Source organism: Oceanidesulfovibrio marinus, assembly GCF_013085545.1.
In the GTDB taxonomy this organism is placed as follows: Bacteria; Desulfobacterota; Desulfovibrionia; order Desulfovibrionales; family Desulfovibrionaceae; genus Oceanidesulfovibrio; species Oceanidesulfovibrio marinus.
On record NZ_CP039543.1, the window covers coordinates 3,377,080 to 3,398,960 of the forward strand.

Here is a 21,881-nt window from a genome sequence, read left to right on the forward strand (position 1 = left end):
CATGGCGAGCCGTCGCGTGCGCATAGCGATCAAAATCCTTCTGGCCTGTGTGGTCCTGGTGGTTCTGCTTGTGGCCGGAGTGTTTGTGGCCTTGCAGACCGGACCGGTCAAACGCGCCATTGCAGACTTTGCGGCCACGGCGGCCGGCGACGAAATGCACCTGACCGTGGAGGGGCTCTCCGGCGTGCTGCCGCTCTCCATCCGGCTGGAGCACGTGGCCATCGCGGAGTCCGAAGAGGCCGAGCCCTGGCTGGAGGTCCGGAATCTGTACCTTGCGTGGTCGCCCCTTGACCTGATCAGCGGCAATCTGCATGTGGATACGCTGAGCGCGGAGGAGGTGGCGTTGCGCGAGCTGCCGCCCCCTTCCGAAACGCCGAAGCCCAAAGAGCCGAGCGGGCCGGTGTGGCCGCCGCCGTCCCTCTCCCTGCCCAATGTGCAGGTGGATACGCTCTCGGTGGAGCGGTTCAGCATGGGCCAGGCCGTGGTGGGCCAGGCCGCGGACTACGGCGTGCACGGTAATGTGCGCGTCGGCGGGGGCCAGGCGGATGTCGATCTTTCCGTAACCCGGCTGGATGGTCCGGAGTCCGCCATCAAGGCGCTCATCGCCACCCGCGGCGTGGACACCGGCGCGCCGGAGCTCGATGTGGACATCGAGGTGCACGAGCCGCCGGACGGCCTGCTTGCTGCGGCCACCGGCATCGAGCAGAAAGCCCCTCTCTCCCTGACCCTGACCGGCAGGGGACCGCTCTCCGCCTGGAATGGCACCCTGGCCGCGAACCATGGCCAGGAGCAGCTTGCCGACCTGGGCCTCTCTCTGGCCGTAGCTGAGGACTCCCTCGGATTCGGCGTGGACGGCGGCGTGGCTACCGCTCCGCTGGTGGGGACGCCCGGAACGCCGGGCCTGCTGGAGCCCATGCTTTCCGAGACCGAGCGCGGCGCAGTACACGAACTGGGTGAACGCGTGACGCTGGCCGTGCACGGCCGCTGTCTGCTGGACTCCGGCGGCGACGTGCAGGGCTTGGAGCTGGGGCGGGCCGATATCTCGGCGCGCAGTCTCGGCGTGAATGCCACCGGCCGGATCGGCTCCAGCCTCGACGACATGGACGTGAAAGCCCGGGCCAATATCGAGGACCTCGCGTTTCTCAACGCGTTCATGGACGAGCCGCTACGCGGCTCCCTGGCGCTTTCGGCCGACCTGGCCAGCGACACGGGCGCTCTGCGCGGCGATGTGAACCTGACCATGCAGGACGCCGGGTTCCAGGACTTCGGCGCGGACAAGGCTGCCGTCACCCTGCACATCACGCCTCTTGAGGACGCCAAAGGCTGGAAGGCGGAGGACCCCGAAAAGCCGCTGCCTCCGGTGCGCGCGCAACTGGCCCTCGATGTCTCCGGGCTGGCTCTGCCCGCCGGGATGGAGTCTGTTGCCAAAGCCGTGGGCGATTCCCCCAGGCTGACAGGCGAGTTCCAGACCGTGGATGGGGACGTGGTGCGCATCGAATCCCTGAATCTGGCCGCGGCTACGGCGACCCTCGCCGTCTCGGGCCAGACGTCCCTCAACGGTCCGGCCAAGACCCACGTAACGCTGACGGCGGATGATCTGGCCGCCCTGGCCGATGCGTTCGACATGAAGGACGCCGGCCTGGCCGGCGGAGCCACGGTGACCATCGACGTCGACGGCAACTGGAGCGTGCCTTCAGGGACCGTCCGCGTGGACGCCAAGACCAGGCAGCTTGTGGTGGACGCCAACAACGCCACGGCGCCGCAGGGCTCCCTGGCCGCGATTCTGGGCAGCGAGCCCACGGCCACGGTCAAGGGCGATCTCGCGGAGTCCGGCGCGCTGGATGTCAGCCAGTTCACGGTCACGGCGCGGGCGATCTCCCTGCGGGGATCGGCGCAGGCCAACATCAACGACCCCAAGGCCCCGCTCAAGGTGGCGGTGGACGCCAAAGCCGACAGCCTGGAGCCGTTCTCGGCCCTGGCCGGAACAAAGCTCGGCGGTGCGCTGGCCCTGTCCGTGCGCGGCAGCGGGGACATGGATGCGCCCGACCTGTCCCTGGACCTCGCCATCGACCAGCCGCAGGTGGACGCGCAGGCGTTCGAGAAGCTGGCCGTGAAGGTGGACGGCTCCGGCCCGCTGGACAACTGGTCCGGCGCAGCGTCCGTGAACCTCGCCGCCATGGTGGAGGGCCAGCCAGCAGCGCTGGACGTGCGCACAGACTTTACCCGCGGCGCGGAGCGTCTCGCCTTTGACAACCTCGCGATCAAGGGACCGGGCATAGCCCTGAACGGCGACCTGGCCTTACTTACGGAATCGGGCCTGGTCACGGGCTCCCTGGCCGGCGGAGCAGAAGACCTGGGCCGGCTGGGCGCCTTCGCCAAGGTGGATCTGGGCGGCTCGTTGCAGACCTCCATCGCGCTCAAGGACGTCTCCGGCGCGCAGGCCGTGGATCTCACGGCCACGCTGCGCAACGTGCAGGCCCCGGGCGCGGCCGTGGGCAGCGCGGATATCGAGGCGCATCTCACCGACGTCACGGCGGCGCCGCAGGGCACGGCCCGTGTGCAGGTGCAGGAAATTTCGGCCAGTGGTTTCGCCGCCAGGTCCTTCTCCCTGACCGCCGACGGCGGCGGGAACGGCATGGACATCGGCCTGAAGCTGGATGGCCAGATCGAGGCCGGGGCAGAGCCCGCGCCTGTGGACCTCTCCCTGAATGGCCGACTGGAGCAGCCCGAGGGCGGCGTGCTGTTCCGCCTCACCAAGCTTTCGGGGTCGCTGGACGAGCGTCCCCTGACCCTGCCGCAGCCCGGCTCCGTCTCCTTTACCGGCGGCAAGCTGGCCATCGAGCCGCTGACCCTGGGCTGGGGCGACGCCCGCATCTCGGCCAAGGGCGGTTGGGGCGCGGAACGCGCCGACCTCACCGCCGGCATTGCGGATCTTACTGCGGACAGCGTGATGCAGCTCATCGGCAACCAGGCCGTGGGGCCGGAGGCGACCGTTGCGCTGCAGCTCGATGTGACAGGGCCGCTCTCCAGGCCGTCTGCCGACGTGACCGTGTCGGCCAAGGGCATGCGGATGCGCGTAGCCGAGGATTCTCCTCTGACGGCCATGAACGAGCTCAGCGTGGACGCCGAGGCCCACGTTACGGGTGGCAAGCTCACGGCCACGGCCCAGGTGGGCGGCCTGCCGGACGGCCAGGCCAGGCTGGAGGCCGCGTTGCCCGCCACGTTCTCGCTGGAGCCCTTTGCCTTCGAGGTGCCCATGGACGGCGCGCTCTCGGCGAACGTGCAGGCCAGCACGGAGCTCAAGGGGTTCGAACCCGTGCTCGCATTTTTCGGCGTATCGGCCTCCGGCGCGTTCACGGCGGATTTCACCATAAACGGCACCCCGAGCAACCCCGGCTTCGGCGGCAAGGCCGCCATCAAGAACGGCCGCATCGAGTATGTAGATACGGGCTCCGTGGTCTCGAACCTCGACCTGGAGTTCGTGGCGGCGGACTCTCCTGAGAGCGATGCGCCGCGGCTCATCGTGAACCTGACCGCCGCGGACGGCGAGAAGGGCTCGGTAAAGGTCAGCGGCTGGGTCGACGCCAATCCGGAAAAGGCCACGCCCTTCATGATCAACGTGGCCCTGGACCAGTTCACGGCCGTGCGCATGGACATGCTGCGCATGGCCGCCACGGGCAACGCCGCCCTGGAAGGCAATATGGAGAAGAGCCGTATCGTGGGCGGCATCTCCCTCGCCCCGGTGCAGGTCTGGCTGCCGGAGCAGCTCCCGCCCAGCGTGACCGACGTGGAGGTGGTGGACGTGCGGACCTTGGAGCAGACCGGGCCCGGGGAATCCGCGCAGAACGCCACGGAAAAGGCCGGGAAAGACAAACCCGCGGCGCCGGCCGCCTTTGACCCCACGCTGGAGCTGGGCGTGGAGGTGAAGGAGGGCATGCGCGTGCAGGGCATGGGCGTGGACACCACCTGGAAGGGCCGTCTCGACGTGAGCGGCCGGCTTTCCGGGCCAAAGCTCACCGGCAATGTCTCCACCACCCAGGGCAGCCTGGAGTTTCTGGGCAAAAAGTTCAACATCCGCAAGGGAACATTGAACTTCTGGGGGCAGAACCCGCCGTCGCCGCGGGTGGAGGTGGAGGCCACCACACAGGCCGGCGACGTGTTGGCCATTATCCGCGTGTACGGGCAGGCGGACTCCCCGCAGTTCTCGCTGGCCTCGGAGCCCAGCCGCCCGCGCGACGAGATCATTTCCTACATCCTCTTCGGCCGGGAGCTGAACAGCATCAGCCCGGTGCAGGCCATCAAGATTGCCCAGACCGCCACCATGATCGCGGCCGGCTCCGACTTCATGTCCATCCAGCGCAACGCCTCCAAGCTTCCGTTCCTGAGCGGTGTGGATATCGGCTTGGCGGATACGGAAGGAGGCGGCGCCGTGGAGGTGGGCACCGATGTATCCGAGGACGTGCATGTGAACGTGGAGCAGGGCCTGGGCAACAGCGCCACGCAGGTGGAGGTGGAGGTCGATCTTACCAGGAACTTCAGCGTGCGCGGCACGGTGGACGACCAGGGCGACCAGGGTGTGGGGGTGGACTGGCGACTCGATTACTGATGTATGCATGTTGCTGTTCGAGCCAGCATGATTACTTGATTTGTATTGGGGAAAGGACTAGAGGAACGTATCATTTCACACAGACGGATAGACGTGTCGTATCATTCCTACATGCCGCCGGGGATACAACTCGACCGGCGCTTGCACACACAGCACTGTTCCTCGCATCATTCCGCGCGACAAATCCCGTCCAGCTTCGTCCGGGCAGGTTCCCGGCAGGACTTGAGCTATGCGTAAGCTACCAATCATACTCGGCATCCTCTGCGTTCTCCTGGTGGGGGGCTATTTTACGGCCATGTACGTGGCGAACAAAATGGCCGACACCAAGCTGCGTGAGGCGCTGGCAAAAACCCAGGACAAGGCGGACGTGGCGTACGACTCCGTGTCCGTGAACCTGTGGAAGCAGAATCTTTCCATCGCCGACCTGAATGTGAAGCTCAAGAACGGCGCGCACTTCACGGTGGGCCGGGTTGTCGTGCACGACTACGACATCAAGCATCCCAAGCGCCCCCGCTACGCCACGGTCAGCGTCCACGGCATGTCCATTCCTGTGGACAAGGAGAACTTCCACGACGAGGTGGACTCCGTACGGGAGCTCGGGTTCCAGACCGTGGTGGCCGACGCCGCGCTGACCTACCGCTGGGACCCGGATGTCCAGGGGCTGGTGCTGGACCCGCTGGATGTGCAGGTGAAGAACCTCGGCTCGTTCCAGCTGGCCACGGAAGTGGACCACATCAACGTCAAGGCCCTGCGCGCCCTGGAGATCGAGGACCTCGCCGTCAAGCGGCTGCACGTTACCTACAATGACGTGGTTTTCCTGCAGACCGTGATGCAGAACACACGGAAGAATGAAGAGGAGCTCGTGCGCTACGTTTCCGAAGGCATCGACGAGGAGATCGTCAAGGCCAAAGACGAGGGCCGCGCGAACGCCGTCAAATCGCTCACGGAGCTGGGCCGGTATGTGGAGCAACCCGGCAAGCTCGCCGTCGATGTCGTTCTGGACGATCCCGTAAAGGTCTCGGACGTCCTTGCCATGCGCAAGGTGACCGACATCATCAAGCTCTTTACCATCAGCATTTCCCAGCAATGATTATGCGAACCCGCACCGGCATACTCCTCGTCGTTCTGGCGGCCGTGACAGCGTTCTCGCTGCCTGCCTTTGCCCGGCCCGAATTCCGCATCAGCAGCGTCAACGCCTCCCTGGCCGACGTCCCGGACTTCAAGGAGATAATGAACTACAAGCCGGCGCTGACCACCACGGTGTACACGCGCGACGGCCGGGTTCTGGGCTATCTCTACCGGGAAAAGCGCTTCCTCGTGCCCCTCTCGGAAATGCCGGACTACCTCGTCCAGGCGTTCCTCGCCGCCGAGGACGCCAGCTTCTACGAGCACGAGGGCATCGACCTCACGGCCATCTTCCGCGCCTTTTCCAAGAACGTGGCCGCCGGCGCCGTGGTGCAGGGGGGCTCCACCATCACGCAACAGATCGTCAAGCGGCTGCTCCTCTCCACAGAGCAGACCTATGTGCGCAAGGCCAAGGAGGCCATCCTGGCCTACCGCCTGGAGCGCCACCTCTCCAAGAAGGACATTCTGGCGATCTACCTCAACGACATCTTTCTGGGCGCAGGCGCCTACGGCGTGGAAGCCGGAGCGCGGACCTACTTCGGCAAGCACGTGCAGGACCTCAACCTGGCGGAAGCCGCCGTGCTGGCCGGCCTGCCCAAGGCGCCCTCCAAGTACAATCCGTACCACCGGCCGGAGGACGCCAAGGAGCGCCAGACCTACGTGCTGGGGCGGATGCTGGAGCTGGGCTGGATAACCCAGGCCCAGCATGACGAGGCTCTGGCCCAGTCCCTGGTGTACAAGGAGATGGCCGACCCCTCCTGGAAGCTCGGCGCCTACTACCTCGAAGAGGTCCGGCGCTGGCTCATCGACTACTTCAAGCCGGAGAACCTGGACCAGGAAGGCCAGGCCCTGGACCGTCTCGGCGAGGACGCCGTGTACGAGGGCGGTCTGCACGTGTTCACGGCCATCGACCTGGAGCACCAGGCCGCGGCGGAAAAGGCCCTGCGCACTGGGCTGCGCGCCTCGTCCAAGCGCCGCGGCTGGCGCGGTCCCCTCCGCACACTGGAGCCGAATGAGATCGACGAGTACGCGGCGGCCAACGGACCGGACGACAAGGATCTGCAGGGGCTGTTGACCGGCGGCTGGATCAGGGTCGTGGTCACCAAGGTGGAAGCGGACAAGGCTACGGTCCGCGCCGGATCGCGCGAGGGCGTCATCCCCGTGGAGACGCTGCACTGGTGCCGCAAGCCCAACCTGGAGCGGCCCACCGAGGCCGTGCGGGCGGTGAAGGATGCGCGCGAAGTGCTGAACCCCGGCGACGTGGTCTGGGCTTCCTACCTGCCCACCAACTTCGAGCCGCGCATTCACAGCCTGCTCATGTTTTCGGAGTGGGACAGGAAGCTGCCGCCTGATCCTGAGTACCCGGCGACGCTGCCGGCAGAGGGCCCTCTGCCCCTTCGGCTGGAGCAGATGCCTGTGGTGCAGGGCGGCGTGGTCTCCCTGGAACCGCCCACCGGCGAGGTGGTCGCCCTGGTCGGCGGCTACGACTTCCAGCACAGCCACTTCAACCGCGCCACCCAGGCCCACCGCCAGCCCGGCTCGGCCTTCAAGCCCATTGTCTACTCCGCAGCCATGGACAGCGGCTTCACCCCCGCCTCCGTGGTGGAAGACCAGCCCATCGAGTACTGGGACCCGGTCACCAAGAAGCTCTGGAAGCCCCAGAACTACAAGGAAGAGTACTTCGGCCCGACCCTGCTGCGCACGGCCCTGGCCAAGTCGCGCAACATCGTTACCGTGCAGATCGCCGAGCGCATCGGCATCAACAAGATCATAGCCCGCGCCAAGGCCCTGGGGCTGGAGCCCGACTTCCCGCCGTACCTCTCCATCGCCCTGGGCTCGCAGGTGGTCCGGCCCATCAACCTCTGCAAGGCGTACACCGCCTTTGCCAGGGGCGGCACCACGGTCGATCCGCGGCTGGTGCTCTCCATCAGCTCTTCGCGTGGCCGCGAGATATACCACTCCGCGCCCGAGGTGCAGGAGGCCATCTCGCCGCAGAACGCCTACATCATGACCACGTTGCTCAAGCACGTGGTGCAGACCGGCACAGGCACCAAGGCCAAGCTGCTGAACCGGCCCATCGCCGGCAAGACGGGCACCACCAACGACCAGCGCGATGCATGGTTCATGGGCTTCACGCCGTACCTGCTCACCGGCGTGTACGTGGGCTTCGACAACTTCTCGCCCATGGGCGACAAGGAGACCGGCTCCCGCGCTGCGCTGCCCATCTGGGTCAAGTACCGCATGCACGTGGAGGACGAGTACCCGGAAGAGGACTTCAAGACTCCGGGCGGCATCGTGTTCGAGAACGTGGCCGACGTGGGCCAGATGGAGGGCACCACGTGGTCGCTGCCGTTCATGGACGGCACGCAGCCCAGCGTCTCCGGCACGCACTGGGTCATGCAGAACGCGCCCATCGAGGAACAGGAGGACTTCCTGCTCAAGCAGATGTTCTACTGATGCGCGGCGCGCGGCCGCAACATGGTTTTAGGAAAGCGCCTCCTCAGGGGGGCGCTTTTTTGCTGGAAAAGGGTGCACAAGCAACCGATGTGTATGATAAACTGCACGACATGGCAGCTGGTTGCGCCGCATGATGGCGGCAGCGTTCGTAAAAAAGTGGGGGGATCGAATCACGATGACAACGGCGATGACGGCGCGTACTCACAGGAAGACGCGAACGGGCAGATCGAGGCGAGCCCGCGCCATGGCTTTGCTGGCGTGCTCGCTTCTCTGGGCTGCGGCCGTGTTGGGCTGCGCAGGAAAGGCCACTCCTCCCATGGCGCCTGTTGTCAACGCCACGGCCGTTGCGGAGCCGCTGCCGGCTCCGGAGCCGACGCAGGTCTGTCTGCTGCTGCCTCTGAGCGGTCCCTACGCCGCCTATGCGCAGCGTATCCTTCAAGGCGCGCGGCTGGCCGTGTCGCATATCGCCGGGGCCGGCGTCCCGGTCTCGCTCTCTACCATAGACACCACAGGGGAGGACTGGGCGCGCTCCCTGGCCACGTTGCCGTCAGCCATCCGCATAGTGGGCGGTCCCATGCGACCGGAGGCGCTGGGCGAGGTCCTGTCCGCGCCGGGAGCGTTCCGCCGGGCGCATCTGGCGTTCATGGCCGAGCTGCCGGCCGCCGTGACTACCGGGCAGAGCGGAGGCGCGGCGCGCGCCGTCGCGGAGGGCCGGGATGTCTGGCGGTTTTTCACCAGTGCGGCGGATAATGTGGATGCGCTTCTCAGCGGTGCGGAAGAGGTGGGCGCACGCGAACTCGGCGTGCTCTACCCGGACGAATCCTTTGGCGTGCGGCGGTCCATCCTGTTCCGGCAGATGGCCTCTGGCCGCGGCCTCCACGTCGCCGCTGCGCAGCGTTACACCCCGGACGATCCTCAGGGAGCAGCCAGGAGCGCGATGCGACTGCTGCAGGAGTCCGGCGGCCAGGAACTTGGCGCGGTCTACATTCCAGACGTCTGGTCCCAGGCGCGGCAGCTGATCCCCAACCTGCTCGTTCTGCAACGCCGGCGGCCGCTTATCCTGGGCTCGGCGCTGTGGGCGCAGACCATGGACATGCGCCGCCCGGACGATGCACTGCTTTTTTCGGGGTCGGTCTTCCCGGGCGCGTGGTGGTCGGGCAGCGACTCCCAGCCAGCACGAGCCCTGCGCCAGGGCATGGCCGCGTCCGGGGCTCGTCCCGGCTTCTGGGAGGCCCTTGGCTTCGATTTCGTGCGGCTTGCCTGTCGGATGGGCGATTTGCCCGAAAATTCCACGCCCCAGGACGTAACCGCCGCGCTGCAGAACGCCGCGCGCATGGACTGGGCCATGGCGCCGCTGCATTGGGATGCGGCCGGCCGGGCTGCGCAGGACCTCTATCTGCTCACTCCCACGCAAACAGGAGCCGAACCCGCCGACATGGACGCACTGCGCCAACTGCTGGCGGTGCCGGACTCGCCAGCGACGCCGACAACGCCCGCGCGCAATCAGTAATCAGGAATAGCCCGAACAGCCGAACAGGGGCAGTGGTGCCGCGTCATCTTTGCGCGGGCAGGTCCGACAGGGACGCAGGCGTCCCGGTATTCTGACCGTTCTTGTCTCTATGAGGAATGGTGGCGCGGCGGTGCTCAGCGCAGCTGCTTGCACAGCTTCTTCACCTTGGGCGACATGGGGTCCATCTCCAGGGCCTTGGCCGCGGCGGCTTTGGCCACTGCATCCTTTCCTGCTTTTTGAGCGGCCTGGGCCAGCAGTACGGCCAGATCCACAGTGGGCCGCCCCAGCTGCTTCCACGCGCTTTGCAACCCGGCCAGCGCCTGCTCCGGCTCGTCCAGCGCGATGTGCGTCCGCGCCAGGGCCAGGTGCGCATTCTCGTTGCCGTCGTCCAACTCCACGGCCTTTGTCAGATAGTCGAGGGCTGGCTTGTGCAGGCCGGCGTCCAACAGCCGCGTGCCTATGATGGTGAAAAGCACGTGCTCGTCCACGCACAGGCTGGTTGCTTCCTGGAACAGTTCCAGGGCTTCCTTGGCATTGTCCGACTGGAGCTGCTTGGTGCCGCGGATGAGGAGCTTGTCGATATTGAGCTTGCGTTCCTCGATCTCTTTTTCTGTAATCCGTGCCGCCTCTTCCTGAAGCTTTTTAAGGCGAGTGACAACGGCCATGAAGAGCTGCTTCTCGCCGCCGCTTTCGTACTGCAGGCCATCAGGCAGGGCGTTGCGGATTTCATCGGTCCTGTTGAGAAGCTGAACGATTTCCGTGACCTGTCCGGTAAAGCGCATCTTGTCCGCACCGAAGAGCTGGCCGGATGCCCCCTGTTTGAGCGCCTGGGCGAACGTCGCCATGGTGCGCAGGATGTCATGCCGGTGGTAGTAGCCCTTGGCGCGGGCAAGGTTCTCGAAGGCCTCTTTCATTGCGATTTCACTTGGATCAATAGGAAGATTGACACCTGGATTTACGCGTAGGCCGCAGATTGCGTCAAGAGCGAAGAATCATAATGAAAAAGGTTGCAAAAAGCCGAGGTGCGCCACGCGGAAAAGGCGATAGTGTGAAAGCCGACATGGAAAAGACGTCGGAACAAACAAATCCACAGGAAAAATAAAACAAAGTGAAAGTATTCCCATGTACAACGAGCCGAGCAGGGCGATGCAAGGCAAGAAAAAGGAATGTGGAAGCCTGGATTCGCGGAAGGCAAACGGCGACATACGCGTAGCGAGACGTATTTCCCGACAAATATAATGGGCTAACATGACGGCTTTGGAATGAAACCACATTCAAATCTACCTTCCAGGTAGATTATTATGTCTTGCAAACGGAAATGAAAGGGAATCAGGGATGTAGGGAGCAGCCTCTCCAACAAGATGGTTGTGAAAAGATGAACAAACGTGACATTCATGCCTTGACTTCTTTTAATTAATTATGTTTTAGACACATGAACTTTTCAAAAACCCACAGCCATGGCTGCGAGTTCCGGTCCTCTTGACCGGCTCTAAGAGGAGTCCCGTAATGGTCTTCACCTGGCTTAATGTGGCAATTCTCATCTGCCTAATCGTCGGCATTCTCTTTGCCGGGGGGCCGCTCATCGGCGCAGTGTTACTGGCGCCAAAAGCCAAAGGCGGCGCCTTCGGGATGCCGTATGAGTGCGGTATCCCTCCCCACGGTTCTTCCTGGGTGCGCTTCGGCATCAACTATTACTTCTACGCATTGCTGTTTCTCGCGTTCGACGTGGATGTGCTTTACCTCTTCCCGGTAGCGGCGCACTATCCGCAAAGCGCGGGGCTCGTGCCCTTCGTCAAGGTGCTCATCTTCCTCGTGGCGCTGGGGCTCGGCTGCGTATACTTCTGGAGGAAAGGGGTCTTCGAATGGCCGAAGAAAGCGTTTTAAAATCGGCGGTTACCGATCAGGAGAAGGCGATGATCTCCTGGTCCCTGCCGCAGAAGATTTTCGACGTCGCCCGGGCCATGTCGCTGTGGCCCATGACGTTCGGTCTGGCCTGTTGCGCCATCGAGATGATGGCCGTGGGCATGGCGCGGTTCGATATCTCCCGTTTCGGCGCGGAGGTTTTCCGGCCCTCGCCGCGGCAGTCCGACCTGATGATTGTGGCCGGCACCGTATCCAACAAGATGGCTCCGGCCCTGGTGCGGCTCTACGAGCAGATGCCCGCTCCCAAGTACGTCATGGCTCTGGGCAACTGCGCCATCGCCGGCGGCCCGTTCGTCTTCAAGGACCAGTACGGCATCGTGGAAGGCGTGGACAAGCTCGTGCCCGTGGACGTCTATGTGCCGGGCTGCCCGCCGCGGCCGGAAGGGCTGCTCGAAGGCCTGTTCCAGCTCCAGGAAAAGATTACGGGACGTCGCTGGTGGCCTGATGCGCCGGCCGAGCCCTCTGCAAACAAGCCGGGTAAATAAGCGAGACGAGGAGAACGAGGTGGCTGAGCGTAGCGATTTCTCTTTTCTCGACGAGGTCGAGGCGACATGCCGTCTGGCCATGGATCCCGTGGCCACGGGCATCGATCTCTGTCTGATCCTCGAGCGCGAGGCGCTCACGGCAGCCGTGGAGGCCATTGCCGGGGCGGAGTTCTTCCTCGAGGACGTCTCCGTTCTGGATGTGACCGAAGGGTACGACGCCCGCTACCACTTCCGGCGCTACGATACGCCGGGGCGCATCGAGCTGCGCGTCATCGCGCCGCACGACGATCCGCACATCCCCAGCATTGCAGGCATCTTCCAGGGCGCCGAGTGGCACGAACGCGAGAGCATGGACTTCTACGGCGTAATCTTTGACGGGAACCCGAACCCCGAGCGGCTCCTGCTGATCGAGGGTTCCACCTTCAAGCCCCTGGAAAAGGACGACAAGTCCCGCAAGTCCTACCTCGACCTGATGCCCGAGTTCACCATCACGGAGTGCGCCGAGGGCCATCCGCTGGAGGAGCTCGCGGCCAAACGGAAGGCCGAGCGCGAGGAAGCGGAACGCAAGGCCGCCGAAGAGGCCAAGAAGGCCGAGGAAGAGGCGGCGCGCAAAGCGGCGGAGGAAGAGGCCGCAAAACAATCCGAGGAAGCCGGCGAAGCCGGTTAGGAAGCGACCATGTCCGACGAGCAGCTCGACATGACCACGGAAAAGGTTTTGACGCCAGACGAGCCTTCGAAGATCAAGGCCAGCGGGTTCGACCCCGGCCTGCTCGAGGTGGGCGACGCCTACACCCGCCATTTCCAGGAAGGCCCCAGCGAAGACACCCTCATCATCAATATGGGGCCGCAGCACCCGTCCACGCACGGCGTTCTGCGCATCGTCCTGGAGCTGGAAGGCGAGTACATCAAGAAAGCCGAACCGGTTCTTGGCTACGTGCACCGCATGCACGAAAAAATGGGCGAGAACCGCTCGGCCACGCAGTATCTGCCCAACATGGGCCGCACGGACTATCTGCACGCCCTGGCCTGGAACTGGGTCTGGGTGGGCGCCGTGGAGAAGCTGGGCGGCATCGAGGTGCCGGAGCGCGCGGAGTACATCCGGGTGCTCACCAACGAGGTCAACCGCATCACCTCGCACCTCCTCTGGTGGGGCGCGTACCTGCTGGACCTCGGCGCATTCACGCCCATCATGTACGCCTTCCAGGACCGCGAAATCGCCATGGATCTGCTGCAGCGCTGCACCGGCTCGCGGCTGACCTACTGCTACTTCCGCTTCGGCGGCGTTTCCGCCGACCTGGACGACGTCTTCATGGACGGCATGCGCGAGTTCATCCCCTACATGCGCAAGCGGCTGCCCATGTACAAGGCGCTGGTCACCGAGAACCTCATCCTGCGCAAACGCGTCGAGGATGTGGGCGAGTTCAGCCAGGATATCTGCCGCCGCTACGGCGCGACCGGCCCGGTCAGCCGTGGCTCGGCCATTCCGTTCGATGTCCGCCGCGACGAGCCCTTCTCGGTGTACGACAAGCTCGACTTCGACATCCCCTTCTATGAAGAGGGCGACGCCATGGCGCGTTACCTGGTGCGCATCGACGAGATCGAAGAGAGCCTCAAGATCATCGAGCAATGCCTTGACCGCCTGCCATCCGCCAAGGGCAAGCACATCGTGGACAAGGCGCCGAAAGCCACCTACAAGGCGCCGGCTGGCGAAGTGTACTACGCCGTGGAAAGCGCGCGCGGCGAGGTGGGCGTCCTGCTCTCCTCCGACGGCGGCGCCAATCCCTACCGCGTGAAGCTGCGCTCGCCGAGCTACTGCAACCTGCACCTCTTCGCCGAGGCCGCCCAGGGCGTGCTTCTTGGAGACGCCGTCTCCATTCTGGGCAGCCTGGACCTCGTCATCCCGGAGATCGACCGGTGAACGCACTCATCACAAGCATCCCGCCGGAACTGGTGCGCCTCGTCATCGCGCTCGTGGCGCTTGCGGCCTTCATTGGCCTCAACGGCCTGGTCCTCGTGTATCTGGAGCGGAAGGTCGCCGGCCACGTGCAGCGGCGTCCCGGTCCCTTCGAGGTCGGCCCGCACGGCATCATCCAGCCCGTGTGCGACGCGCTGAAGCTCGTGGGCAAGCAGCTCTTCACCCCGCCCAAGGGCGACAAGCTGCTGTTCTGGCTCGCGCCGATCCTGTCCTTCACGCCCATTTTCGTGCTCTTCATCCCCATCGAGTTCGGGCCGGGCCTCTACGGCATCAACACGAACCTCGGCCTGCTGCTGATCCTGGCCTTTGCCGGGTTCAACGTGCTGGCCCTGTGTCTGGCCGGCTGGGGCTCCAACAACAAATGGGGCCTGCTCGGCGCGGCCCGCGCCGTGTCGCAGTCCGTGGCCTACGAGATTCCGCTGCTGCTCTCCGTGCTGGCCATATGCTTCATGGCGGGCACGCTGAACCTGAGCGAGATCACGGCCCAGCAGGGATCGTGGTTCGGCGGCTGGTTCATCATCAAGCAGCCCATCGCCTTCCTCATCTTCCTGGTCTGCGGCGTGGCCGAGACCAACCGCGCCCCCTTCGACCTGCCTGAAGCGGAAAGCGAGCTGACCGCCGGTTTCCACACCGAGTACTCGGGCATGGGCTTCGGCCTCTTCTTCCTGGCCGAGTATGCAGAGATGATCGTCATCAGCGCGGTGGCTTCCGTGCTGTTCCTGGGCGGTTGGAAAAGCCCCATCGGCGTCGCGGACGGCGTGTGGTGGTTCCTCATCAAGATCTACGTACTGCTGCTGGTCATGATGTGGTTCCGCTGGACCTACCCGCGCGTGCGGTTCGACCAGATTCTCAACATCTGCTGGAAGTGGCTCATCCCGCTGGCCCTGGTGAACCTGCTCGTCACGGCCCTGGTGGTGAAACTCGTCTAGCCGGAGCATTGGAAAGGAATCATGAAACGCACTTACCAAGTACGGCACTACAAGAAAAAGGGCCCGCAGAGCGTGGCGGCCGTGGTCGGCGATTTCTTCTCCGGCCTGTGGAGCCTCGTGGTGGGTCTCGGCGTGACGGGCCGCAACTTCGCGGACTCCCAGGTCACGGTCCACTACCCCCGCCAGGATGTGGGCGATGAGCAGCTCGTGGGTTATCGCGGTCACATCGAGCTGGTGCCCAAGCCCAAAGACCCGTTCGCGCCCAAGTGCATCCTGTGCATGATGTGCGCGCGGGTGTGCCCCTCCGGCTGCATCACCGTGAAGATGAAGAAGCAGCCCAAGGAGGAGCCGGTGGAGGAGGGCGCCAAGCCCAAGAAGGCGCCCAAAGAGGTGGGTGTCTTCCACCTCAACTACAACCTGTGCAGCCTGTGCTCGCTGTGCGTGCAGAGCTGTCCTGTAGGATCGCTGCGGCACTCCAGGGACGTCTATCTCTCCGGTTTCCAGAAGGAAGATTTCGAGTACGATCTCATGGAGCGGTTGCACAAGCAGGCCGAGGCCGCGCCCAAAAAGGCGCCGGCGCCGGAAAAAGAAGCCGAGACGGCAGAGGCCGCCGGCTAAGCCCGGGTCGAGGATATCATGGACACCCAAAGTGCAGCCCTTTTGCTCTTTATCGTCTACGCCGTCGTGATTCTGGCCGGCGGTATCATGGCGGTCCTCTCCAAGAGCCTGGTGCGCGCCCTCGTAGGCCTCGTGCTCACGCTCTTCGGCGTGGCCGGCATGTACCTGCTCATGGCCGCGCCGTTTATCGCCCTCATGCAGATCCTCATCTACGTGGGAGCGGTCGCCGTGCTCATTTTCTTCGCGATCATGCTGACCAACGCGACCTCCAGCGGCGATGAAGCCAAGCCGCGATCGTTTGGCCGCGTCTTCCTGGCCCTGGTTGCCGCCGCGCTTCCCGCGGGCCTCCTGGCTGCCGTGGCCTGGTCCCAGGCTGCAGCCACAGGCGCTGTGCGGATGCCGGCGGAAGTGTCCATCGACCAGCTCGGTAAAGCGCTGCTCAACGAGTACGTGCTCGTGTTCGAGCTCATCTCGGTGGTGCTTTTCGTAGCCATGGCCGGAGCCGTGTTGTTGGGATTCGAAAGGAGGAAGTCCAAGTGAGCGAGCCGCTCTTTCTTTACCAAGCCGTTGCCCTGCTGCTCTTGTTCCTGGGGATATTCGGTATCATCACTCGCAAGAGCCTGGTGGGCATGATCATCGCTGTGGAACTGATGCTCAACGGCGCAGGCCTCGCCATCGTGGCCTCCGGACAGCTGACGAGCGCGCCGGGCGACCTGGCCCAGCTCTCGTCGCTGCTTGTCATGGGACTCGCCGCGGCCGAAGCGACACTGGTGCTCGCCATCATCCTCGTGGTCGCAAAACGGTTCGGCACCGTGGAAATCGATCGCGTCTCGGAGCTCGAGGGATAAACCCATGCCAGAGATAATCACAACGAGCCGCGTGCTCCTGCCCCTCGCATTCACGTTCGCCGCGCCATTCTTCATCTGGCTCTTGCGGAAGAACATCAACGTGCGCGAAGCCGTGAGCTTCACCGCCGCGATCCTGACCACGGCGTCCATGCTCCAGTTCGTGCCCGGCGTGCTGTCCGGCAAGATCTACACCATCACGGTCTTCACCATCCTCGAAGGCATCAATGTGAAGTTCTGTGTGGACGGCCTAGCCCTCATCTTCGGGCTTATCGCGCCGTTTTTGTGGATACTGGTCACCAGCTACAACATCGGGTACATGCGCGGGCTCTCCGAACACGCCCAGACGCGCTACTACTTCTGCTTCGCGGTGGCCATCTTCGGCGCCGTGGGTGTGGCCACAGCCGCGAACATCTTCACCCTCTATCTCTTCTACGAGATCATCTCGCTGTTCACGTACCCGCTGGTCGCGCATCACGAGGACGAAGAGGCCTTCATCGGCGCGCGCAAGTACTTCATCTACCTCATGGGTACGTCCAAGCTGTTCTTCCTGCCGGCCATGGTGCTCACCTACGTACTGGCCGGCACGCTGGACTTCAACCTGGGCGACCTGGTGCACGGCATCTTCCCGCCCAACGCCGACCAGAACCTGGTGACGCTGACCTACATCCTGTACATGGCGGGCCTGGCCAAGGCGGCGATCATGCCGTTCCACAACTGGCTGCCCTCGGCCATGGTCGCGCCCACGCCGGTCTCCGCATTGCTCCACGCGGTGGCCGTTGTTAAGGCGGGCGTCTTCTCCGTGTGCCGCATGATCCTCTCCGGCTTCGGCCTGGAGCTCATGGACAAGTACTTCCTCGGAATTCCGACGGCGTACGTGGCGGCCTTCACCATCGTGGTGGCCTCGTTCATTGCGCTGACAAAGGACGACATCAAGGCGCGGCTGGCCTACTCCACAGTGAGCCAGCTCTCCTACGTGGTCATCGGTGTGGCCATGCTCACGCCGCTGGCGGTGCAGGGCGGCCTCATGCACATCGCCCACCACGCCTTCAGCAAGATCACACTCTTTATGGGCGCCGGCGCCATCTATGTCGCCACGCACACCAAGAAGATCAGCCTGATGCACGGCATGGGAAGGAGGATGCCCTGGACGTTCGGCGCCTTCTCCATAGCCGCGCTATCCATGATCGGCGTACCGCCGGTCTGCGGCTTCGTCTCCAAGTGGTATATGGTCCGAGGCGCGGTGAGCATCCACGAGAACATCCTGCTCATTGCGCTCCTGGCCTCGACCCTGCTCAACGCGGGATACTTCGGCCCCATCATTTACAAGGCGTTCTTCCTGCCGGCCGCTCCGGGCGTGAAGCTGGAAGAGTACCGCGAGGCCTCGCCTGTCATGGTGGTCCCGCTGCTGATCACCGCCACGATCAGCGTGATCCTGGGTTTGTATCCGCAGATTTTCCTCAACTTCATCAAGACCTTCTCCTTCTGAGGTATTGAAGCATGTTCACCGACACATTGGGCGACTGGCTGGAGCTGCAGCGGCGGCGAGCAAAATTCTGGTTGAATTTGCTCTTCATCGCTCTCCTCATCTTGGTGCTCGTGAACGTCTTCGTGCGGCCCGCGCCGCAGGGGGAGGAAATCCACCCGGCCGGACACATCACGGAAAGCTCCGAGCTGGAGCGTCAGGCGCACGGGCCTCTGGAGGTCGAGCCCCTCAAGGAGCAGGAGGCTGAGCACCACGAGGAAGCCGCCATGGAAGGTCACGGTGAGGAAGCACACGGCGGGGCCGCCCACGGTGGGCACGGCAACGCTCCCATGGGCTTCTTCGACGTGGATGCGCCGCACTTCGAAATCGACGGCTGGCCCGGCTTCTGGCCGCTGTTCGGGTTCATCTGCGCCACCGCCATGATTCTGGTGCTCAAGAAGATCGTGGCCAAAGTGCTCGGCAGAAGAGAGGATTTCTATGCTGACTAGCTTTTTCCACCCAGCCGCGCTGTTCATACCGGCAGCACTGATCACGCCGTTCCTGCCGCGCAACATTGTGCGCTGGATCACGCTCCTCGTGCCTGCCCTGGCGCTGGCCGCGATCTACTGCATGGACAACGGTGCCCACTGGGAGATCCACTACCTCGGGCTGAAGCTGACTTTCGGACGAGTGGACCAGCTCTCCATTATCTTCGCCCACGTGTTCGCCATCCAGTCATTCCTCGGCTTCGTGTTCGCCTTCCACCTCAAGAACAAGACGCAGCACATCGCGGCGCTGCTCTACGTGGGCGGCGCATTCGGCTCGGTCTTTGCCGGGGACTACCTGACCCTGTTCATCTTCTGGGAGCTCATGAGCGTGGCCTCCACGTTCCTGGTGCTCTTCAACCGCGAGAACAAGCTCGCGGCCGGGGCGGCGTTCCGGTACTTCCTGTTCCACACCATGGGCGGTCTGCTGCTCCTGGGCGGACTGCTGCTCCGCTCCCAGGCTCTGGGCACCTTCGACTTCCTGCCCACGGACCCCCACGCCCTGCAGCTCTATGACTACCTGATCATGGCCGGCTTCTGCGTGAACGCGGCCGTGGTTCCGCTGCACGCCTGGCTGCCGGACACCTACCCCGAAGCCACGGTTACGGGCGCGGTGTTCATGTCCGCCTTCACCACCAAGACCGCGGTCTACGTCCTGGCCAGAGGCTTTGCCGGGGTCGAGATTCTGGCCATCGCCGGAACGATAATGGCTGTCTACGGCGTCTTTTACGCGACCATCGAGAACAACGCGCGGCGCATCCTCTCCTACCACATCGTCTCTCAGGTGGGATACATGGTCGCCGGCGTGGGCATAGGCACAGCCATGACGGTCAACGGCGCCTGCGCACACGCCTACGCACACATTCTGTACAAGGGCCTGCTCTTCATGGGCGCCGGCTGTCTGCTCTACTCCGCAGGCACGGCCAAGCTCACGGAGCTGGGCGGTCTGGTCCGGCGGCTGCCGCTGGTCTTCATCTTCTACATGGTCGCGGCCCTGTCCATCTCGGGCATGCCATTCTTCAACGGCTTCGTATCCAAGACCATGACCATCGCCGGCGCAGCCAGCGCCCACCGCACCTGGCTGGCCATCGGGCTGGAGATCGCCGCGGTCGGTACGTTCCTCTCAGTCGGCTTGAAGCTGCCGTACTTCGCCTTCTACTCCAAGCCGGAAAACAAGATGCCACTGAAGAAGATCCCCGTGAACATGTACGTCGCCATGGCGCTGGGCTCCTTCTTCTGTATTCTCACCGGTTTGTGGCCCAGCCTGCTGTACAGGCTGCTGCCCTTCCAGCCGGGAATCGAGCCCTATAGCCAGTACGTGACGATGTCCCCCTACGTGTATACGCCGTACACCCTGTGGCACATGCTCCAGGCCTTCATGCTCCTGGGCTTCACAGGACTCGGCTTCTACGTGCTGCGCAAGGTCGTGGTGCCGCATGCGCAACGCAACCTCGATTTCGAGTACTTGTACAGGCTGTTCGGCCGCGGCTTCATGAAGCTTGTGAGCTGGCCGGCCGCCGCAATCGACTCGGTATGGGGAGAGGTCTACAGGACAGTGGGCCTGGCCTTCCTCAAGGTCACGGCCAAGGGCGCCTCGATCTTCGACCGCAAAGGAATCGACGGCGCGCTCGATGGAAGTGTCTACGGCGTGGGTCGCGGGGGTCATGCCCTGGCCCGTACTCAAACCGGCAAACTCCAAGGCTACCTCGCAACGGCGCTGATCATCGGACTCATCGTCTTCGCCGTCGCCTGGTTCATGGGTTAACGGGAGCTTAAGGACATGCAGGAGACCGGATTCCCCGTTCTTTCCGTGCTCATCTTCTTTCCGATCGGAGCCGCTGCGCTGCTCATGCTCTCACGGGCAAACGAGTTCGCGGCTCGGATGTTCACCCTGTGCGCCGGGCTCATCGAAATCGCCTTTGCGATTCCGCTGATAACCCGGTTCCAGCTCGGCAACCCCGGCTTCCAGTTTACGGAGTTCGCCGAATGGGTGCCGCGCCTGGGGCTTTCCTACCACTTGGCCGTGGACGGCGTGAGCTACCTCATGGTGCTGCTCACTGTCCTCCTCCTGCCGCTGTGCGTGCTCTGCTCGTGGACGTACATAGGACGCCGGGTCAAGGAGTTCCACGTCAACCTGCTGTTCATGACGGCGGCGTGCGTGGGCGTGTTCTCGGCGCTCGACTTCGTCCTGTTCTACGTCTTCTGGGAGGCGATGCTCGTACCCATGTACCTGCTCATCGCCATCTGGGGCGGCGACCAGCGGCGCTATGCATCGCTCAAGTTCTTCCTCTACACGCTGGCGGGCTCCACGCTGTTCCTGGCGGCCATTGTGGCCTTCTACACGCAGACCGGGACCTTCTCCATCCCCGAGCTGATGAACAGCGAGTTCTCCCGCACCTTCCAGTACTGGACCTTCGGGGCCATGGCCCTGGCCTTCGCCATCAAGGTGCCCATGTTCCCGTTCCACACCTGGCTTCCGGCGGCCCACGTGCAGGCGCCCGCGGCCGGCTCGGTCATACTGGCCTCCGTGCTGCTGAAGATGGGAACCTACGGCTTCCTGCGCTTCTGCCTGCCCATCACGCCGTTGGCGGCCGAGCACTTCGCCCCGCTGATGATCGGCATATCCATCGCTTCCATCATCTACGGCGGCTTCGTGGCCCTGGGACAACAGGATATGAAGAAGCTGATCGCCTACAGCTCCGTGGCGCACATGGGTTTCGTCACCCTGGGCATCTTCATGTTCAACCAACGCGGCCTGGAAGGCGCGCTGTTCGTCATGCTCAACCACGGCATCGTCACGGGCGCACTCTTTATGATGGTCGGCGCTATCTACGAACGCAGCCACAGCCGCGAGATCGTGGAAAACATGGGCCTGGGCAAGTACCTGCCGGCGTACATGGGCTTCTTCGGCCTCTTTGCGGTGGCCTCCTTCGGCTTCCCCGGGCTGAACAGCTTCGTGGGCGAGGCCCTGGTGCTCATCGGTGCGTTCCAGGACAAGCTGCTCATCGGTCTGCTGGCCATTCCCGGAGCCATGCTCGCGGCGGCGTACATGCTGCGCCTCGGCCTGAAGATGGCCTGGGGCCAGCCTGCATCGCCCAAGGGTAGGGGCTGGGCCGACCTCAACCTGCGTGAGTGGGTTTATCTCGCGCCCATGGCCGTCCTCACGGTGTACCTGGGCCTGGCGCCGGGCATCGTCATGAAGGTTGTCAGCCCGTCCGTGGGCAAGGTCCTGGCCGATTATAACGCCAAGATCGAACGCGCGAGTGCGGTCGCCGAGAACGAGGCGACGCCGCGAGAGGTGGCCGAAGCGCGGTTGAACGCGGCCGGTCTCTCCCTCGACGAAACCTCAAACGACCTGAACGCCGCGGCTGCGGCCCTCAGGTAGCCAGACGCGGAGA

17 protein-coding genes are annotated in these 21,881 nt (G+C 64.1%); 16 read left to right on the forward strand and 1 reads right to left on the reverse strand.

Annotation, left to right across the window (positions count from 1 at the left end; translation table 11 throughout):
- The first annotated feature begins 1 nt into the window (after position 1).
- The 4 genes from E8L03_RS14980 (at position 2) to E8L03_RS14995 (ending at position 9,698) form a co-directional block, all read left to right on the forward strand.
- Positions 2-4,606, forward strand: a complete 4,605-nt coding sequence (locus E8L03_RS14980; RefSeq protein WP_171267769.1) for a translocation/assembly module TamB domain-containing protein — start codon at positions 2-4, stop codon at positions 4,604-4,606.
- Between the two features lie 229 nt (positions 4,607-4,835).
- On the forward strand, positions 4,836-5,696 hold the full coding sequence (locus E8L03_RS14985) for a hypothetical protein (RefSeq protein ID WP_171267770.1): 861 nt from the start codon (positions 4,836-4,838) through the stop codon (positions 5,694-5,696).
- Positions 5,693-8,188 (forward strand): penicillin-binding protein 1A, encoded by a 2,496-nt coding sequence (locus E8L03_RS14990; RefSeq protein WP_144234070.1) that lies wholly within the window; start codon positions 5,693-5,695, stop codon positions 8,186-8,188. Before E8L03_RS14985 ends, E8L03_RS14990 begins: the two co-directional genes overlap by 4 nt.
- Before the next feature lie 244 nt (positions 8,189-8,432).
- Positions 8,433-9,698, forward strand: coding sequence for an ABC transporter substrate-binding protein (locus E8L03_RS14995; RefSeq protein WP_171267771.1), 1,266 nt, complete (start codon positions 8,433-8,435; stop codon positions 9,696-9,698).
- Between the two features lie 134 nt (positions 9,699-9,832).
- Here E8L03_RS14995 and E8L03_RS15000 read toward each other — a convergent pair whose 3' ends face one another.
- A complete protein-coding gene (locus tag E8L03_RS15000) occupies positions 9,833-10,612 on the reverse strand; it encodes a tetratricopeptide repeat protein (RefSeq protein ID WP_171267772.1) in 780 nt (259 codons plus the stop codon).
- A gap of 592 nt (positions 10,613-11,204) precedes the next feature.
- Between E8L03_RS15000 and E8L03_RS15005 the strand changes: the two genes are divergently transcribed.
- From E8L03_RS15005 to E8L03_RS15060, 12 genes are read left to right on the forward strand one after another with little or no spacing between them, the layout of a single operon-like run.
- Positions 11,205-11,582, forward strand: a complete 378-nt coding sequence (locus E8L03_RS15005) for an NADH-quinone oxidoreductase subunit A (protein ID WP_144234067.1) — start codon at positions 11,205-11,207, stop codon at positions 11,580-11,582.
- A gap of 29 nt (positions 11,583-11,611) precedes the next feature.
- Positions 11,612-12,106: an NADH-quinone oxidoreductase subunit B gene (locus tag E8L03_RS15010; protein ID WP_235896530.1), complete on the forward strand. Its 495-nt coding sequence runs from the start codon at positions 11,612-11,614 to the stop codon at positions 12,104-12,106.
- Positions 12,107-12,125: 19 nt separating this feature from the next.
- On the forward strand, positions 12,126-12,773 hold the full coding sequence (locus tag E8L03_RS15015; RefSeq protein ID WP_167512328.1) for an NADH-quinone oxidoreductase subunit C: 648 nt from the start codon (positions 12,126-12,128) through the stop codon (positions 12,771-12,773).
- 30 nt (positions 12,774-12,803) lie between these two features.
- A complete protein-coding gene (locus tag E8L03_RS15020) occupies positions 12,804-14,024 on the forward strand; it encodes an NADH-quinone oxidoreductase subunit D (protein ID WP_171268502.1) in 1,221 nt (406 codons plus the stop codon).
- Positions 14,021-15,010, forward strand: a complete 990-nt coding sequence (nuoH, locus tag E8L03_RS15025) for an NADH-quinone oxidoreductase subunit NuoH (RefSeq protein ID WP_208738194.1) — start codon at positions 14,021-14,023, stop codon at positions 15,008-15,010. Before E8L03_RS15020 ends, nuoH begins: the two co-directional genes overlap by 4 nt.
- A 21-nt stretch (positions 15,011-15,031) precedes the next feature.
- Complete coding sequence (locus E8L03_RS15030) at positions 15,032-15,628, forward strand: 4Fe-4S binding protein (protein ID WP_144234064.1); 597 nt, start codon at positions 15,032-15,034, stop codon at positions 15,626-15,628.
- Between the two features lie 18 nt (positions 15,629-15,646).
- Positions 15,647-16,168: an NADH-quinone oxidoreductase subunit J family protein gene (locus E8L03_RS15035; RefSeq protein ID WP_144234063.1), complete on the forward strand. Its 522-nt coding sequence runs from the start codon at positions 15,647-15,649 to the stop codon at positions 16,166-16,168.
- A complete protein-coding gene (nuoK, locus tag E8L03_RS15040) occupies positions 16,165-16,476 on the forward strand; it encodes an NADH-quinone oxidoreductase subunit NuoK (RefSeq protein ID WP_144234062.1) in 312 nt (103 codons plus the stop codon). Before E8L03_RS15035 ends, nuoK begins: the two co-directional genes overlap by 4 nt.
- A 4-nt stretch (positions 16,477-16,480) precedes the next feature.
- Positions 16,481-17,962: a monovalent cation/H+ antiporter subunit D family protein gene (locus E8L03_RS15045; protein WP_144234061.1), complete on the forward strand. Its 1,482-nt coding sequence runs from the start codon at positions 16,481-16,483 to the stop codon at positions 17,960-17,962.
- Between the two features lie 11 nt (positions 17,963-17,973).
- A complete protein-coding gene (locus E8L03_RS15050; RefSeq protein ID WP_144234060.1) occupies positions 17,974-18,447 on the forward strand; it encodes a hypothetical protein in 474 nt (157 codons plus the stop codon).
- Positions 18,437-20,248 carry a Na(+)/H(+) antiporter subunit D gene (locus E8L03_RS15055; RefSeq protein ID WP_144234059.1) on the forward strand — a complete coding sequence of 604 codons (1,812 nt, stop codon included), beginning with the start codon at positions 18,437-18,439 and terminating at the stop codon, positions 20,246-20,248. Before E8L03_RS15050 ends, E8L03_RS15055 begins: the two co-directional genes overlap by 11 nt.
- Positions 20,249-20,263: 15 nt before the next feature.
- Positions 20,264-21,868 (forward strand): complex I subunit 4 family protein, encoded by a 1,605-nt coding sequence (locus E8L03_RS15060; protein ID WP_144234058.1) that lies wholly within the window; start codon positions 20,264-20,266, stop codon positions 21,866-21,868.
- Positions 21,869-21,881 lie beyond the last annotated feature (13 nt).

Coding starts and splice junctions, on each gene's coding strand:
- E8L03_RS15060 (WP_144234058.1), top strand. CDS start 20,264: ATGCAGGAGACCGGATTCCCCGTTCTTTCCGTGCTCATCTTCTTTCCG.
- E8L03_RS14990 (WP_144234070.1), top strand. CDS start 5,693: ATGATTATGCGAACCCGCACCGGCATACTCCTCGTCGTTCTGGCGGCC.
- E8L03_RS15055 (WP_144234059.1), top strand. CDS start 18,437: ATGCTGACTAGCTTTTTCCACCCAGCCGCGCTGTTCATACCGGCAGCA.
- E8L03_RS15035 (WP_144234063.1), top strand. CDS start 15,647: ATGGACACCCAAAGTGCAGCCCTTTTGCTCTTTATCGTCTACGCCGTC.
- E8L03_RS14985 (WP_171267770.1), top strand. CDS start 4,836: ATGCGTAAGCTACCAATCATACTCGGCATCCTCTGCGTTCTCCTGGTG.
- E8L03_RS15030 (WP_144234064.1), top strand. CDS start 15,032: ATGAAACGCACTTACCAAGTACGGCACTACAAGAAAAAGGGCCCGCAG.
- E8L03_RS15010 (WP_235896530.1), top strand. CDS start 11,612: ATGATCTCCTGGTCCCTGCCGCAGAAGATTTTCGACGTCGCCCGGGCC.
- E8L03_RS15045 (WP_144234061.1), top strand. CDS start 16,481: ATGCCAGAGATAATCACAACGAGCCGCGTGCTCCTGCCCCTCGCATTC.
- E8L03_RS14980 (WP_171267769.1), top strand. CDS start 2: ATGGCGAGCCGTCGCGTGCGCATAGCGATCAAAATCCTTCTGGCCTGT.
- E8L03_RS15000 (WP_171267772.1), bottom strand. CDS start 10,612: ATGAAAGAGGCCTTCGAGAACCTTGCCCGCGCCAAGGGCTACTACCAC.
- E8L03_RS14995 (WP_171267771.1), top strand. CDS start 8,433: ATGGCTTTGCTGGCGTGCTCGCTTCTCTGGGCTGCGGCCGTGTTGGGC.
- E8L03_RS15050 (WP_144234060.1), top strand. CDS start 17,974: ATGTTCACCGACACATTGGGCGACTGGCTGGAGCTGCAGCGGCGGCGA.
- E8L03_RS15005 (WP_144234067.1), top strand. CDS start 11,205: ATGGTCTTCACCTGGCTTAATGTGGCAATTCTCATCTGCCTAATCGTC.
- E8L03_RS15020 (WP_171268502.1), top strand. CDS start 12,804: ATGACCACGGAAAAGGTTTTGACGCCAGACGAGCCTTCGAAGATCAAG.